The sequence below is a fragment of the Sphingomonas sp. RB1R13 genome, from assembly GCF_036663775.1.
Classification (GTDB): Bacteria; Pseudomonadota; Alphaproteobacteria; order Sphingomonadales; family Sphingomonadaceae; genus Sphingomicrobium.
In genome coordinates, this window is sequence record NZ_JAXOJM010000001.1 from 1,192,391 (window position 1) to 1,207,549 (window position 15,159).

At 65.8% G+C, this 15,159-nt stretch carries 18 protein-coding genes; 13 read left to right on the forward strand and 5 right to left on the reverse strand.

Annotation, left to right across the window (positions count from 1 at the left end; all coding sequences use genetic code 11):
• Positions 1-29: 29 nt before the first annotated feature.
• Positions 30-596 (reverse strand): HNH endonuclease, encoded by a 567-nt coding sequence (locus tag U1700_RS05665; RefSeq protein ID WP_332750894.1) that lies wholly within the window; start codon positions 594-596, stop codon positions 30-32.
• A 179-nt stretch (positions 597-775) separates the two neighbouring features.
• Here U1700_RS05665 and gluQRS point away from each other — a divergent pair, with 179 nt between their 5' ends.
• The 9 genes from gluQRS (at position 776) to U1700_RS05710 (ending at position 7,155) form a co-directional block, all read left to right on the forward strand.
• Positions 776-1,609, forward strand: a complete 834-nt coding sequence (gene gluQRS / locus U1700_RS05670; protein ID WP_332750896.1) for a tRNA glutamyl-Q(34) synthetase GluQRS — start codon at positions 776-778, stop codon at positions 1,607-1,609.
• Positions 1,610-1,618: 9 nt separating this feature from the next.
• The gene (locus tag U1700_RS05675) at positions 1,619-1,822 is read left to right on the forward strand and encodes an HIG1 domain-containing protein (RefSeq protein ID WP_332750898.1); all 204 of its coding nucleotides are present in this window, start codon (positions 1,619-1,621) and stop codon (positions 1,820-1,822) included.
• A 27-nt stretch (positions 1,823-1,849) separates the two neighbouring features.
• A complete protein-coding gene (locus U1700_RS05680; protein ID WP_332750900.1) occupies positions 1,850-2,425 on the forward strand; it encodes a cob(I)yrinic acid a,c-diamide adenosyltransferase in 576 nt (191 codons plus the stop codon).
• Positions 2,422-3,627: an ergothioneine biosynthesis protein EgtB gene (gene egtB / locus U1700_RS05685; RefSeq protein WP_332750902.1), complete on the forward strand. Its 1,206-nt coding sequence runs from the start codon at positions 2,422-2,424 to the stop codon at positions 3,625-3,627. Before U1700_RS05680 ends, egtB begins: the two co-directional genes overlap by 4 nt.
• Positions 3,611-4,588, forward strand: coding sequence for an L-histidine N(alpha)-methyltransferase (gene egtD, locus U1700_RS05690; RefSeq protein ID WP_332750905.1), 978 nt, complete (start codon positions 3,611-3,613; stop codon positions 4,586-4,588). Before egtB ends, egtD begins: the two co-directional genes overlap by 17 nt.
• Before the next feature lie 73 nt (positions 4,589-4,661).
• Positions 4,662-4,991 (forward strand): YggT family protein, encoded by a 330-nt coding sequence (locus U1700_RS05695; protein WP_443025883.1) that lies wholly within the window; start codon positions 4,662-4,664, stop codon positions 4,989-4,991.
• A 2-nt stretch (positions 4,992-4,993) separates the two neighbouring features.
• The gene (gene folD / locus U1700_RS05700) at positions 4,994-5,884 is read left to right on the forward strand and encodes a bifunctional methylenetetrahydrofolate dehydrogenase/methenyltetrahydrofolate cyclohydrolase FolD (RefSeq protein WP_332750906.1); all 891 of its coding nucleotides are present in this window, start codon (positions 4,994-4,996) and stop codon (positions 5,882-5,884) included.
• The gene (locus U1700_RS05705) at positions 5,881-6,528 is read left to right on the forward strand and encodes a hypothetical protein (RefSeq protein ID WP_332750907.1); all 648 of its coding nucleotides are present in this window, start codon (positions 5,881-5,883) and stop codon (positions 6,526-6,528) included. The genes folD and U1700_RS05705 overlap by 4 nt, the downstream gene beginning before the upstream one ends.
• Positions 6,529-7,155, forward strand: a complete 627-nt coding sequence (locus U1700_RS05710; protein ID WP_332750908.1) for a MarC family protein — start codon at positions 6,529-6,531, stop codon at positions 7,153-7,155.
• Between the two features lie 29 nt (positions 7,156-7,184).
• On the opposite strand, the gene U1700_RS05715 is transcribed toward U1700_RS05710, so the two are convergent.
• Positions 7,185-8,990 carry an AcrB/AcrD/AcrF family protein gene (locus U1700_RS05715; protein WP_332750910.1) on the reverse strand — a complete coding sequence of 602 codons (1,806 nt, stop codon included), beginning with the start codon at positions 8,988-8,990 and terminating at the stop codon, positions 7,185-7,187.
• A gap of 97 nt (positions 8,991-9,087) precedes the next feature.
• On the opposite strand from U1700_RS05715, the gene U1700_RS05720 reads away from it, so the two are divergent.
• The 4 genes from U1700_RS05720 (at position 9,088) to U1700_RS05735 (ending at position 11,323) form a co-directional block, all read left to right on the forward strand.
• Complete coding sequence (locus U1700_RS05720) at positions 9,088-9,846, forward strand: methyltransferase domain-containing protein (protein ID WP_332750912.1); 759 nt, start codon at positions 9,088-9,090, stop codon at positions 9,844-9,846.
• A gap of 5 nt (positions 9,847-9,851) precedes the next feature.
• Positions 9,852-10,271: a GtrA family protein gene (locus U1700_RS05725; RefSeq protein WP_332750913.1), complete on the forward strand. Its 420-nt coding sequence runs from the start codon at positions 9,852-9,854 to the stop codon at positions 10,269-10,271.
• Positions 10,272-10,433: 162 nt separating this feature from the next.
• Positions 10,434-10,595, forward strand: coding sequence for a hypothetical protein (locus U1700_RS05730; protein WP_332750915.1), 162 nt, complete (start codon positions 10,434-10,436; stop codon positions 10,593-10,595).
• Positions 10,595-11,323, forward strand: coding sequence for a class I SAM-dependent methyltransferase (locus U1700_RS05735; protein ID WP_332751148.1), 729 nt, complete (start codon positions 10,595-10,597; stop codon positions 11,321-11,323). Before U1700_RS05730 ends, U1700_RS05735 begins: the two co-directional genes overlap by 1 nt.
• On the opposite strand, the gene U1700_RS05740 is transcribed toward U1700_RS05735, so the two are convergent.
• Genes U1700_RS05740 through U1700_RS05750 form a run of 3 tightly spaced genes read right to left on the reverse strand, consistent with a single transcriptional unit; the run spans position 11,257 to position 15,156 of the window.
• Positions 11,257-12,282: a glycosyltransferase family 2 protein gene (locus U1700_RS05740; RefSeq protein ID WP_332750917.1), complete on the reverse strand. Its 1,026-nt coding sequence runs from the start codon at positions 12,280-12,282 to the stop codon at positions 11,257-11,259. The two genes, U1700_RS05735 and U1700_RS05740, sit on opposite strands and share 67 nt — an antisense overlap.
• A 43-nt stretch (positions 12,283-12,325) precedes the next feature.
• A complete protein-coding gene (locus U1700_RS05745) occupies positions 12,326-13,939 on the reverse strand; it encodes a hypothetical protein (RefSeq protein ID WP_332750918.1) in 1,614 nt (537 codons plus the stop codon).
• Positions 13,936-15,156 (reverse strand): argininosuccinate synthase, encoded by a 1,221-nt coding sequence (locus tag U1700_RS05750; RefSeq protein ID WP_332750920.1) that lies wholly within the window; start codon positions 15,154-15,156, stop codon positions 13,936-13,938. Before U1700_RS05750 ends, U1700_RS05745 begins: the two co-directional genes overlap by 4 nt.
• Positions 15,157-15,159: the final 3 nt, after the last annotated feature.

Below are 15,159 nucleotides of genomic sequence, written 5' to 3' on the forward strand. Positions count from 1 at the left end.
TCCGCGCGCCATTATGCCTCCAATTCCCATCACGCTTCCAGTTCAATGTCCCAATAGAGATAATCGCGCCAGCTCTGGTGGAGGTAGTTGGGCGGGAAGCTCTTGCCATGGTCCTGCAACTGCCAGCTGGTCGGGCGGATCGGCTCGCGGTGGATCGGCATCTGCGCCTGGCGCGGGGTGCGGCCGCCCTTCCTGAGGTTGCACGGGGCGCAGGCGGTGGCGACATTCTCCCACGTCGTCCGGCCGCCCTGGGCGCGGGGGATGACATGGTCGAAGGTCAGCTCCTTGTGGCTGCCGCAATAGACGCAGTTGAAGCGGTCGCGCAGGAACAGGTTGAAGCGGGTGAAGGCGGGATATTCATTGGGCCGAACGAACTGGCGAAGCGCGATCACCGAGGGCAATTTGAGCGAGCGCGTCGGCGAATGAACCTCGCGGTCGTAAAGGGCGACGACATCGACCCGTTCGAGGAACATCGCCTTGACCGCAGTCTGCCACGGCCACAGGCTGAGCGGATAATAAGACAAGGGTGTATAGTCGGCGTTGAGGACCAGCGCTGGGCAGCCATCGGGATGTCGCATGAGGTCGGGGTGATACACGAGCGCGCATAGCCTTTCGTTCGGTTGACCCGAACCCCAGCTCTCCGGCCCCGTCGCACGCAAGGAGGAGAGGGCGTCCGAGCCCGCTTCCCTTGTGACGCGCCGGATGCCAAACCGACGTGACATGGTGATGACAGCACGCCGCATGATTCCCCGTCAAGAGTCCTTGTGATCACAACGTGAAAACAACCTCCCGCTTCGCACCATCCCCGACCGGACTGCTCCACCTCGGCCACGCCTATTCGGCCGCGCTCGCGGCCGAGGCAGCGCGGTTCCTGGTGCGGATCGAGGATCTGGACCCGGGGCGGAGCCGGGGGGAATTTGTCGGCGCGATCGGCGCGGATCTCGCGTGGCTCGGGCTGGACCCCGCCGAAGCGCCGCTGGTCCAGTCGGCGCGCGGCGCGGTGTATGAGGCGGCGCTGGAGCAGTTGCGTGGGCAAGGGCTGGCCTATCCCTGCTTCTGCACGCGCGCGGATATTGCCGCTGCGCTGAGCGCTCCGCATGGCGCAGGCGCGCACTATCCCGGGACCTGCCGCGGGCTGGCCGACGATCCGGGGCGGCGGGCGGTCGCGGCGCATAGCTGGCGGCTCGATGCCGCGCGGGCGGTGGCGCGGGTCGGATTGCCGGGATGGCGCGAGCATGACGGCACGGCGCATACCGCCACTCGCGCCGACCTCGACGACGTGATCCTGGCGCGCAAGGATGCCCCCGCCGCCTATCACCTCGCCTGCGTGGTCGACGATGCGGCGTCGGGGGTGACGCTGGTCACGCGCGGCGCGGATTTGCGCAGTTCGACCCCTGTGCAGCGACTGTTGCAGATGCTGCTCGACCTGCCCGAGCCCGCGTATCGCCATCACCCGCTCGTCACCCATGCCGACGGGCGGCGGCTGGCCAAGCGCGACCAGGCACCGACGCTGGCAGCGATGCGGGCGGCAGGGGTCGACGGGCGGGCGCTGGTGGGCGCGCTCAGGGAGGACCGCCTGCCCCTAGGATTCGCCCTGTCGAGCGCCTAGATAGGGCATATGACAATCCTCCTGATCATCGCCCTCGTCGCTGCCATGGGCGCGACTGCCTATGTCCTCGTGCGCGGAGTCATCGCCATGGCTTCGGGCAAGGACAATGGCGCGAAACAACAGGAATGGATGCGCAAACGCGTATTTTACCAGGGGATTGCGATCGCCATCGTCGCGGTCATCCTGCTGTTCGCCAAGGGCGCGCAGAGCTAGCCTGCAAGCGAAGCGGGGCGCTCGACGATGGTCAAGCTCAACAAGATCTACACCCGCACCGGGGACGACGGATCGTCGGGCCTGGTCGACGGCTCGCGCGTGTCGAAGGCCAGCGCCCGGATGAACGCGATCGGCGATGTCGACGAGGCCAACAGCGCCTTGGGCCTCGCGATTGCCGAGCTTGGCGAGCATTGGATGTGCGAGTCCTTGCTGAGGGTACAGAATGAATTGTTCGACCTTGGCGCCGACCTTGCGACCCCGGTGACCGACGCGGCCGACCCCGAGTGGGCGCTCAGGATCATCCCCGCGCAAGCGACCCGGCTAGAGCGCGAGATCGACGCGATGAACGAGGAGCTGTCGCCGCTGGCAAGCTTCATCCTCCCCGGTGGATCGAAAGGGGTGGCGGCGCTTCACTTGGCCCGCGCGATCGTCCGCCGGGCCGAGCGGGCGGCGGTCGCGTTGTCGGCGGAAGACCGCATCAATCCACCCGCGCTGACGTACCTCAACCGACTGTCGGACCATTTGTTCGTCGCCGCGCGTTCGGTCGCGGCAGGTGAGGGAGGCGATGTGCTGTGGCGACCCGGCGCGACCAGGGACGATTGAGTGACGATCTGGGGCCGCGCTTTGCCGCGACCCGCCAACTGACGTTCGACCTTGCCGCACCGCTTAGCGATGCCGATGCCAGCATCCAGCCCAACCCCGACGCCTCTCCGGCGAAATGGCATCTCGCGCATACGACCTGGTTTCTCGAGACCTTCGTGCTTCGCGACCTGGGGGTAGCGCCTTATGACGAGCGCTTCGCCTACCTGTTCAACAGCTATTATGACGGCGAGGGCGAGCGCCATGCCCGCGACCGCCGGGGCATGCTCTCGCGGCCCAGCCTCGACGAGATTCGCGACTGGCGGGGGCATGTCGACGAGGCGGTCGAGCGGGCGTTCCCGCTGCTGTCGCCTGACGCACTCACGCTGGTCGAGCTTGGCATCCAGCATGAGCAACAGCACCAGGAACTGTTGCTGACCGACATATTGGCGACCTTCGCTGCCAATCCGATCGAGCCTGCCTACATGCCCGGCGAGCAGCAGCTGAAGATGGTCGCGGCGGCTCCGAGATGGACCGAGCATGGCGGCGGAATGGCCCACATCGGCGCCGGCCCTGACGGTTTCTCGTTCGATTGCGAGGGCCCCCGCCATCAGGTGCTGATCCGGCCCCACGCCATTGCCACCGCCCCCGTCACCAACGCCGAGTGGGACACCTTCATCGCCGATGCAGGCTACGCCACCCCCTCGTTATGGCTCGCCGAAGGCTGGGACTGGGTCCGCCGCGAGGGCATCGCCGCCCCACTCTACTGGCACGACGACGGCACTGCCTTCACGCTTGCCGGGCGGCGGGTGCGTGATCCTTCGGCACCGGTGTCGCACATCAGTTTTTTCGAGGCCGACGCCTATGCCCGCTGGGCCGGGGTCCGCCTGCCACGTGAGGAAGAATGGGAGGTCGCCGCCGCGCCCGCCGACCCCGCGCAAGGCCAGCAACTCGATGCCGCTGCCCCCGCCATCCCGGCGCCCAAGTCAAGCTGGTTCGGCTCGGTCTGGGAATGGACCGCCTCGGCCTATCTCGCCCACCCCGGCTTCACGCCCGCCCAAGGCACCGTCGGCGAATATAATGGCAAGTTCATGAGCGGCCAGTTCGTCCTGAAAGGGGCAAGCTGCGCCACGCCGCGCGGGCACAGCCGCGCCAGCTATCGTAATTTCTTCCCGCCCGCCGCGCGCTGGCAGTTCACCGGAGTCCGTCTTGCTCGCGACCTTTGAAGCGCCTGACCTTCAGGCCGACGCCATCGACCCCGCCTTTCGCGACGACGTACTGCGCGGGCTGGCCGATCCGATCCCGTCGATCCCGGCGCGCTGGTTGTACGACCGGCGCGGATCGGAATTGTTCGACGACATCACCCGGCTGGACGAATATTATCCGACGCGGACCGAGACCGCGCTGCTGACCCGGATCATGCCCGAGATCGTCGCGGCGCTGCGCCCGGGCATGGCGGTGGTCGAGTTTGGCGCAGGGTCGGCGACCAAGACCCCGCTGCTGCTCGGCGCGATCCACCCCGCCGCCTATGTCCCGATCGATATCAGCGGCGATTACCTCCACGAGAGCGCCGCCGGGGTCGACAAGGCATTCCGTTTCCCGGTGCTTCCGGTGGTCGCCGATTTCACCAAGCCGATCAGGCTCCCCGCCGCGATCGAGGCGATGCCCAGGCTGGGTTTCTTCCCCGGATCGACCATCGGCAACTTCGTGCCGCGCAGTGCCACCGACCTGCTGCGGCACTTCAGGGCAACGCTGGGGACGGGCGCCAAGCTGCTGATCGGGATGGACCGGGTCAAACCGGTCGACCGGCTGATCGCGGCCTATGACGATGCGGCGGGCGTCACCGCGGCGTTCAACCTCAACCTGATCGAGCGGATCAACCGTGAACTGTCCGGCACCATCCCCGACGGGGCGTTCGTCCATGAAGCACGATGGAACGACATGCTCGGGCGGATCGAGATGCACCTCGTTGCCACCCGCAATGTCGCATTCACCGTCGAGGGGACGCCGTTCCACTTTGCTCAAGGCAGTTCGATCCACACCGAGAACAGCCATAAATATGGCCAGCGCGGGAGCCGCCTGCTCCTGCTCGCGGGCGGCTGGACCCCTCTCGCCGAATGGAGTGACCCGGCAGGAGATTTCGCCCTGATCCTGGCCGAAGCCCAGCCCAACCGCTTCGCGCCCTGATCGCCCTATCCCAAATCGTGATGCGGAGGCGATCGCGATTGCCCGCCTGTGGCGCGGCGGCTAGACGCTGCCCATGAATATCATCCTCTCGCTATTCTCGATCGCCATCCTGCTGCTCAACGTGCTGTGGTGGATTATCATCATCCAGGCGATTTTGAGCTGGCTGCTGGCGTTCAACGTGCTCAACCTCCAGTCGCCGGTGGTGCGCCAGATCGCGCTGGCGCTCGAGAAGCTGACGGCGCCGCTGTATCGCCCGATCCGGCGAATCCTGCCCGATTTTGGCGGCATCGACTTTTCGCCGATGGTCGTGCTGCTGATCATCCTCATCCTGCAGAAACTGCTGGCGGCAGCGGCGATGGATATTGCCACCAGTGCCGCCAGCGCCACCGGCGTGACCGCCTGACCATGACCGCGACGATCATCGACGGAAAGGCCGCCGCCGCCACGCTGCGCGCCGACATCGCGGTCGAGGTCGCGCGCTTTGCCGCTGCCACCGGGCGGTCGCCGGGACTGGCGGTGGTGCTGGTCGGGGAAGATCCGGCCAGCGCGGTCTATGTCCGCTCGAAGGGCAAGGCCACGGTCGAGGCGGGAATGGAGAGTTTCGAGCACCGCCTTCCCGCCGACACCAGCGAGGCCGAACTGCTGGCGCTGGTCGATACGCTCAATGGCGACCCCGCGGTCGACGGGATATTGGTCCAGCTGCCGCTGCCGCCGCAGATCGACGCCGACAAGGTCATCACCCGGATCGATCCCGACAAGGATGTCGACGGCTTCCACCCGGTCAATGCCGGGCGGCTGGCGACGGGGCTGCCCGGCTTCGTCCCGTGCACGCCCTACGGCTGCCTGATGCTGCTTCGTAGCCAACTGGGCAGCCTGTCCGGCAAGTCGGCGGTGGTCATCGGGCGGTCGAACATCGTCGGCAAGCCGATGGCGCTGCTGCTGCTCGGCGACAGCTGCACCGTGACGATCGCACATAGCCGGACGGTCGACCTGCCCGCCATCGTGCGGCAGGCCGATATCGTGGTCGCGGCGGTGGGGCGCGCCGAGATGGTCAAGGGCGACTGGCTGAAGCCCGGCGCCTGCGTGATCGACGTCGGGATCAACCGGGTGGAGGGAAGCGAGCGGGGCAAGACGAAACTGGTGGGGGATGTCGACTTCGCCTCGGCAAGTGGGGTCGCGGGGGCGATTACGCCGGTGCCGGGCGGGGTCGGGCCGATGACGATTGCCTGTCTTATCCGCAACACCCTGGTCTCGGCCGCGCGCCGCGACGGGTTTACCCTGGAGTCTGCCTCATGATTGCCTTGTTGCTTGCCGCGGCCGCCGCGACCGCCGCTCCTTCGACTGCCCCTCCTTCGACCGCCATCGACGCCGAACGCGCCTTTGCCCGCGATGCCCAGCGGATCGGCCAGTGGACCGCTTTTCGCAAATATGCCGCGCGCGACGCGATCATGTTCAATCCGCAGGCGGTGTGGGCGCGCGACTATCTCGCCGGGCGCAAAAATCCCAGGCGCGCGATCAGCTGGACGCCCGCAGCGTCGGTCATGTCGTGTGATCGCACCGTTGCGGTCAACGGCGGGCCTTACTCGACCCCCGATGGCCATCATGGCCGCTTCACCACCGTGTGGATGAAAGCCCGCAATGGCTGGCACTGGATCTATGACGGCGGCGAGGGCACGGCGAAGCCGGTTCCGTCGGGGCCGGTGCCGCTGGTCAGCGTCGCGTCCTGCGCCGGGCATCCCAAGGGCGCCCCGATTGCGGGACCGCCGGCGCTGTCGCCGCCAGGCACGGGCAAACCCAATGACTATGGTCGCGGCGAATCCGCCGACCGCACGCTTGGCTGGGACTGGAAAGTCGAAAAGGACGGCACGCGAACGTTCCGCGTCTATCAGTGGACCGGGCGCGGCTATGCCCAGCGTGTCTATCAGCGCGTCGCGCCGTAAGTGCTTGCCCTGTTCACCTCGGCACTGGTCAGCTTCCTTGTCATTGTCGACCCGCCGGGGTGCGCCCCGATCTTCGCCTCGCTGACTGCCGGGACCAGCGCCGACCATCGCCGCAAGATGGCGGTCCGATCGGCGCTGATCGCGTGGGTGATCTTGATCTTCTTCGCGATGCTCGGGCGGCCGTTGCTCCACACGTTGGGGATCACGCTGGCCAGTTTTCGGCTCGCCGGGGGCATCATGCTGTTCATCATCGCGCTCGAAATGGTGTTCGAACGGCGTACCGCGAAGCGAGAGGAGCGCGCGACCCTGGTAGAGGCCGAGGGCGCAGAGGATATTTCGGTCTTCCCGATGGCGATCCCGATGATCGCCGGCCCGGGATCGATCGCGACCGCCATGCTGCTCACCGCGCGCGCCGATGGCGTGACCGAGACGGCGATCGTGCTTGGCGCGATGAGCCTGGTCATCCTGCTGACAATGCTGGCTTTATTAGCAGCAGGGCCGATCATGCGGCTGATCGGCGCCAAGCTCGAGGCAATGATCACCCGGCTCTTGGGGGTCATCCTGGCAGCGCTCGCAGCGCAGTTTGTGATCGACGGAATCCGCCAAAGTTTCCCGGGGCTTAGTTAACCCCGATACCGTGTCCGAGCGTGTCGCCTTCAGCCGACGATCTTCCACATCCTGAGCGGATTGTCCTTGGGCAGCGGGATCGGCTGGAGCCACGCCGGGACCTCACCGCGTGACAGCTGGCCATAGAAGCCCTTGGGCGCTTCCGACATGAAGATCGTCGTCTGGCTCATCATCGGGCAGGTCAGCAGATAGTCGGCGTGGTGGGCGGTCATGATCGCATGGGCCTGATCCGCCGTTCCCCGGAAGGCATGCATGACATCGGCAATCGCATCGCCATTGCGGTGGTAGGGGCCGGCGATCGACGTGTGCGGGGTGATGGTAATCAGTCGCGGCGCCAGGTCGACGAAGGTGAAGACGGTGCCCGCCGGTTGCTGCGCGACGGGCTTCATCGCCCACATCGTCGGGCACAAATTGTTAGCACGGTTGATCGCCTGCTCGGTCTTGGTCAGGGGGGTGCCGGGGACAAAGCTGATCAATGTCGGGACCAGCGCGCCGAAGCCGACCAGCGCGACGGCGGTGGTGCCGAGCACGCGCACGATGCTGCTGGTCGAGGCGAACATCTTGCGCGCGACGATCCAGATCCACACCGTGCCGCCGGTCACGCCGAGCATCTGCGCGGCCGGACCGGTACGGGTCTGCCAGGCGAGGAGCGCGGTCGCGGCGACGGCGGGGGCGGCGATCGAGAGCAGGGCGCGCAGGCGCGGACGGTCGTGGCGAAGCGTCCAGCCGAGGATCGCATAGCCGAAGATTCCCGCAATCGGCAGCGCCAGGATCAGCGACGAGACCTTCCAGCCATTGGACCACACGGGGCGTGCTTCGCGGACATGGCTGAGCCACAGCTGCGAGACTTCGGGCGAGACGCCTTCAAGGCGCTGCAGGCAGTGCGGCCACATCAGCGCATGAAAGGCGGCGACGATTGCGCCCGCGACGAGCGCGAGGATGAGGCGCAGCGGCCAGCGTTCGATCCGCAGCATGGCGAGGCCGAGCAGCAGCGCGCTGGCGAGGAGCGCATCGGACAGCCAAACAGGGGACAGGGCATCGCACACGGCGAGGCGGTTGGCGTAGGAGGCGAAGCCGGCGAAGCCGAGCGCACAGCCGCCGCCGATGCTGACCGCGAACGCCGCCAGCCGGCGCCGCTCGTCGCGATCGTCGACCCATGACAGCACTGAGGCCACGCCCGACAGCGCGATGTAGATGATCATCTCCAGCCCGATGGTCAGCGAGAGGGCGCCGGCAAGCCCGGTGGTGACCCCGCCACGAGCCCGGCGCGGATCAGTCATGCCGCTGACCCCGATGGCAAGCAGGGCAAGCTGCCAGCCATGATGATCGATGCGCAGCGGCAGGAACATGCCGATCGTCGCGCCGGCAAAGAACAGCGCGACGATCGCCAATGGCCATGCCGGGCGTGCGATCATCCGGCGGACGGTCAGCGCGATGGCGAACATCGCGGGCAGCAGCGGTAGCAGCGGTGCAACCGCGACCGCCACCTGTTCTGCGTCGCGCCCGCCGATGAACGGGCGAAGTGCCAGAATGATGCCGGCAAGGGGTAGGTCAACCAGCCGCGACCAGTGGATGTTGGCGCCGAACGGGGGGTTCATCTTATATTGGCGAAGGTCGAACCAGTCCTGCCCGGCGAGCAGTGCCCGAACCTGGCTCATGCGCATATTATCGTCGGTATCGCCAAGCCCAAAACCGCGGATCTGCCGCCAACTGGCGAAGATGAACCAGGCCGCCATCACCAGCCAGGTAGCGACGATGATCCAGCGCCAGCGGCGTTCGATTAGGTCGAGCGCGAACAATCTGCTCCGCTCGAGGCGCGCTGCGTAATCACTCATCCCCGATGCAACCCCAACTATGTCGACGAGCGCGCGCATAATCTCTATCGCGGCGGCTGCATAGCGCGCCCATCACTTGCCCCACTGGACCCGACCCATGGCCGATCACGTCTACAACAGTGATTTCTACAACTATATCGACGACGGGTCGCGCGCGTCGGCGCGGACTGTGGCGCCGCTGTTGCTGGGCGAGATGAAGATCGACAGCCTGCTTGACGTCGGGGCGGGTCATGGTGCGTGGGCCGCCGAATGGGCTGCTGCCGGGGTCGGCGACGTGCTGGCCATCGACGGCGATTATATGAAGACCGACCAGCTAGTCATTCCGGCCGAGCGTTTCCGGGCGCACGACCTGGCCACCCCGCTCGACCTGGGGCGCAAATATGACCTCGTTCAGAGTCTGGAAGTCGCCGAACATCTGACTGCTGACAAGGCAGCGATGTTTGTCGAGACGCTGACCCGCCACGGCGACGTCGTGCTGTTCTCGGCGGCGGTCCCGCACCAGGGCGGCGAACATCATGTCAACGAGCAGCCCCCCGAATATTGGCGCCAGCTGTTCGCCGCCCAAGGCTTTGCGGCGTTCGACTGGTTGCGACCCAGGCTTGCCGGGCAGGCCCATGTCAAAGGCTGGTACCGCTTCAACAGCATCATCTACGCCAATGCAGCGGGGCAGGAGCAATTGTCGCCGTCGATCCGCGCGGCGCGGGTGGCCGATGGCAAGCCGATTGCGATCGGCGGCGACTTCGCCTGGGCAGCGCGCCGGGCGATGGTCCGCCTGATCCCGACCGGGCTGGTCAAGCCGATGGCGATGATCAAGGCCAAGGTTGAGGTAGCGCTGCGCAAGCGCGCCTTCTCCTGAGAATGATGCAGCGCTGGCTTCCCGGCGACGAGGCCGCGCGCGCCGCGCTGTGGCAGCTTGTCCGCTATGCCATCGTCGGCGGGCTGATTACTGCGGGCGGCCAGGCGATCTATTATCTAGGGGTCGAATGGCTTGGGCTCGACCCCAATGTGTCGATCGGGATCGCCTTCTTGGTAGGGATCATCGTCGGCTATTTCGCCCATGGCGCGATTAGCTTTGCCGGGCATGGCAGCCGCGACAATCATCGCGAGACCGGGATGCGGTTCGTGGTCGTCAACTTGCTTGGCTTTGCGATGAACTCGCTGTTCGTGTGGCTGCTAGTCAAGCATTTCGGCGGGCCGACGTGGTGGCCGATCGTGCCCAATATCGCGCTGACCCCGCTGGCGACCTTCTGGCTCCACCGCCACTGGACCTTTGGCCACTGACGCGTGGATGCCGAGCGTCGCGCGGACCTGGCGCATGCGTATATTGCCGCCGGTATCGCCAACCCCAAAAACCCACGCTGGTTTGCATCGTCACTCCCGCCCTATTACGCGGGTTTCAGCCGGTCAGCCGCTCCCGGCAAAGCCATGTTCAAGGTGCGCTGCTTGTCCATCATTGATCGCCTGACCCACGGCCTGAGCGAGCAGCGCGTCGTTGCGCGGCAATTGCTTCGCTTTCTCGTGATTGGCTATATCCTCCACCGCCGATTGAGCTTCCTCGCCTGCGGCCGGCGCGACACACTCAAGCGCAAATGGGTATTCGCCTGATGGAACGGATCATTTACGACCGCATGGCCGAGCTGGACCAGCTGCATTGGTGGTATACCGCGCGGCGGCGGATATTGAGCGCGCTGATCGGGCGCGAGATCAAGCTGCCGGACAATGCCCGGATTCTAGAGATCGGCTGCGGCACGGGCCATAATGTGCCGATGCTGCGCCGTTTCGGAGCGGTCGATGCAGTCGAGCTCGACGACGATGCGCGCAGCGTTGCGAGCGACCGGCTGGGGATGAAGGTGATTGGGGCGTCGTTACCCGAATTGGCCGGGGTCGAGGAGGGGCGTTATGACCTGGTCGCACTGCTCGACGTGATCGAGCATGTCGAGGATGATCATGCCGGGCTGGCGAGCATCGTGCGGCGACTGGCGCCGGGCGGGCGAGTGCTCATTACCGTGCCAGCGCACCAGTGGATGTGGAGCGCGCACGACCAGCTAAACCATCATCACCGTCGCTATTCGAAAAAGAGGTTCGAGGCGCTGATTGTCGGCGCGGGGTTGAAGATCGACCGGATCAGCTATTTCAATAGCCTGCTGTTTCCGGTCGCGATCGCGGCTCGACTGGCGGGCAAGGTGACCGGGCGCGACGCCGCCGACGACAAGCTTCCGCCGGGGCCGATCAACCGCCTGTTCGACACCTTATTCGGGGCCGAGGCCTATCTGCTGGGCAGGGTGCCGCTTCCGCCCGGATTGTCGCTGTTAGCAATCGCGTCGGCGCGCTGACCGAGGCGAGGGGTGGGGCGCTCTAGGCCGCCGGTGACCGCTTGGACGATATAGAGCGGGCGCTGCTTGGCCTGGCTGTAGAGTCGGCCGATATATTCGCCCATCAGACCGAGCACGAACATCTGCACTGCGCCGAGCACGACGACGACCAGCATGACCGAGGTCCAGCCGGGGGCCGATCGGCCCGTCGCCCAGCCGTAGAGGATGTAAGCGACGATCAGGAGCGAACCGAATGACAAGGCGAGGCCGGCGTGGCTGGCGAGCTTGAGCGGGACCGACGAGAAACTAGTCAGCGCATCGAATGCGAAGCGGACCATCTTGCCGATCGGATATTTGCTATTACCGGCGAAGCGCTCGTCGCGGTCATAGGGGAGCGGGACCTGCTTGAAACCGATCCAGGCGACCATTCCGCGGATGAAGCGCGCCTGTTCGGGCATCGCCAGCAGGACGTTGAGCGCGCGGCGGGTCATCAGCCTGAAATCGCCGGTGTCGAGCGGGATGTCGACGTCTGTCGCGCTGGCGAGCAGGCGGTAGAAACCATGGGCGGTGGCGCGCTTGAAGGCGGAATCGCCGGCGCGACTGCGGCGCAGGCCATAGACGACGTCTGCGCCCTCGCGGCGCATCATCTCGAGCATCGCGCCGAGCAGTTCAGGCGGGTCCTGGAGATCGGCGTCGATGATCAGGATAAGATCGCCACGGCACAGGTCGAGCCCGGCGGTCAGCGCCAGCTGATGGCCGTGATTGCGCGACAGGTTGACCGCGACGAGGTGCGGATCCTCGGCCGCCAGCGCCTCCATCATCGCCCAGCTATCGTCGCGCGAACCGTCGTTGACGAACAATATCTCATAGCCGTCGCTGGCGACCGAGCGGCCGACCGCGGTCAGCCGGGCGTGGAGCGTCGCGAGACATTCCGCCTCGTTGAAGCAGGGGACGACGATCGAAACGAGCGGGCTGGTCATGGCGCGATTGAGTAGTGGAGGGGTGGCGCCTCCGCAAGCTGGCCTAGCCGGCCGAGTTGGCGCTCTTCCCTGCCGGGGCGACCTTGCTTGCCGGGGCGCCTTTGCCTGCAGGGGCGACACGATAGAGCGCGCTGGCGCCCGCGCCCCACACCCGAGTCATGCCGGCCAGCCCGCGGGGATTGTGCGCGGGGGGCTCGATCAACCACAAATAGTCGAACGAGGCGCGCGGGAAGGCCGCGATCACCCCGTCGATCCCGTGATACTCGCGGCGCTGGCAGCTCATGGACACAACTATTTGTGATGGGTCCGCCGCGAAGCCGCCATATTGCCCCGGGTTGCGGACCTGAAGGAGGTTGGCGCCAGCGATGTTCCACTGGTCATTTTCGAAAGTGTTGCGGCGGGCGATCGCGATCCCGCCGAGATGGCTCATGCGGGAAAGCGCCCAATCCTCGCCGCACGGGGTGCCGACCAGGCTGAGCACCCGCGCGCCGACGGGGAGATGGTCAATTGCACCGAGGGCCCGCTGCTGCTGGTTGGCGGCGAGGGCGAGGCTGATGCTGGTCGCGGCGATGCGGGCGACATAGAAAACGAGGCCGATCGCGGCGAGCATTCGCGCGAACCGTAGCGGAGTCTGGCCGCGAAAACGGATCGCGATCAGCGCCACCGCAAAGATGAACGGTGCAAGCCGCATGTCGGCATAGGCTGATCCGAAAAGGATGCGCGGCAAGCAGACGAAGCACAGGCAAAGGACGAAGGCCGAAAAGCCCAGGTTGCGCGAAAAGCCGAGCTCGCGCCGTGCGAAGGTAACGACGAGCATCATGAAAACGACTGCAATCGACGAGCGGTCAAACAGGTCCCAGCGGTCGCGAAGGGCGCTTTCGATATAGAAAAACTTAGATGAAAAATCGAACCAGTCGTGCGCTGAGCTGCCCGCACTGCCGGTGCGCCACAACAGCATCAGGAGGATCGGCAGAGCCATCACCGAAGCCTGCGCGGCGGCGTGGAGTCCGGAGCGCCACCAGCTAATCCCGCGATCATGCTGGCGAACGGCTTCGGCCGAGAAGCAAAGCATGCCGAGAGCGCCCCAGCCGAAAGCGTGGGCCACGAAAATGACGAACGAAATCGGCACGAACAGCCAGCCGCGAAGCCGGGTGCGGTCAAGCCGGGCAAGCCTGAGCCACAATCCAAAAGCGAGAAAGGCGAGCGCCATCGACAGCGAAAAATTGACGAAGCCGAACATGAACGGGTGGCTGAGCGCGAACGGCAGGGCAAAGAGGGCGGTTGGCGGGATGCGGTTATGTACCTCGCGGGCAACCCACAGAAAGCCCGCCACGGTTAGCGGCGGGATGGTCATCACGATCAATTTGATGCCCAGCTCGAGCCCGAAGATCTTGGCCATGGGCAAGATCAGCAGGTCGACCCCAAGATTGCCGATCAGCGCCCATTTGAAGGTGTAATAGCGTTGCAGGTCAGGCGAATGAGCAAGGTCAAGCTCGACCCGGAAACGGCCCATGTGACCGGGCAGGTCGACCAGCGGGGGGATCGCCGGATAGAGCAGCGGCACGAACGCAAGGCAGATCATCGCCGCAACGAACCACCGCGTTTCCCACCAGTTGTGGGGTTCATTCGAGGAACGCGGGGCGGCGGCGGTGATCAACCCTGGTCGCGCCGTCCGAGCAGTCGCAGGCGCAGCGCATTGAGTTTGATGAAGCCCTCGGCGTCGCGCTGATCGTAGGCGCCGGCGTCATCCTCAAAGGTCACGACCTTCTCGCTGTAGAGGCTGTTGGGCGAGCGGCGTCCGGTGATGTGCGTTCCGCCCTTGTAAAGCTTCATGCGGACCTCGCCGTCAACCTTGGCCTGACTATGGTCGATGGCCGCCTGGAGCATCTCGCGCTCGGGGCTGAACCATAAGCCGTTGTACAGCAGCTCCGCATAGCGCGGCATCAGCTCGTCCTTGAGGTGGGCAGCGCCGCGATCGAGGGTCAGCTGCTCGATCGCACGATGGGCGGCATGGAGAATGGTCCCGCCGGGGGTCTCGTACATACCGCGCGACTTCATCCCGACGAAGCGATTCTCGACCAGGTCGAGACGGCCGATGCCGTGACGCTTGCCCAGTGTGTTGAGTTTCGCGAGCAAATTGGCGGGGGACAAGGCTTCGCCATTGACCGCGACTGCGTCGCCCTGGCGGAACTCGACAGTGATTTCCTCGGGGGTATCGGGGGCAGAGACGAGGTCGTCGGTGCGTGAGTAGACATAATCGGGAACCTCGATCCACGGATCCTCGAGCACCTTGCCCTCGGACGAGGTGTGGAGGAGGTTGGCGTCGGTCGAAAAGGGGCTTTCGCCGCGCTTGTCCTTCGGCACCGGAATCTGGTTCTTCTCGGCGAACTCGATCAGTGCGGTGCGGCTGGTCAGGTCCCACTCGCGCCACGGGGCGATGACCCTAATGTCGGGGGCGAGGGCGTAATAGCCAAGCTCGAAGCGGACCTGATCATTGCCCTTGCCGGTCGCGCCGTGGCTGACCGCGTCGGCACCGACCATCCGCGCGATCTCGATCTGGCGCTTGGCGATCAGCGGACGGGCGATCGAAGTACCGAGCAGGTAGAGGCCCTCGTAGAGCGCGTTGGCGCGCATCATGGGGAAGACATAGTCGCCGACGAACTCCTCCTTGAGGTCGTCGATGAAGATATGTTCCGGCTTGACCCCCATCAGCGCGGCCTTGGCGCGCGCCGGCTCGAGCTCCTCGCCCTGCCCCAGGTCGGCGGTGAAGGTCACGACCTCGCACTTGTATGTCGTCTGAAGCCACTTCAGGATAACGCTGGTGTCGAGCCCGCCGGAGTAGGCGAGCACCACGCGGCGCAGGCGATCGGCCATGTA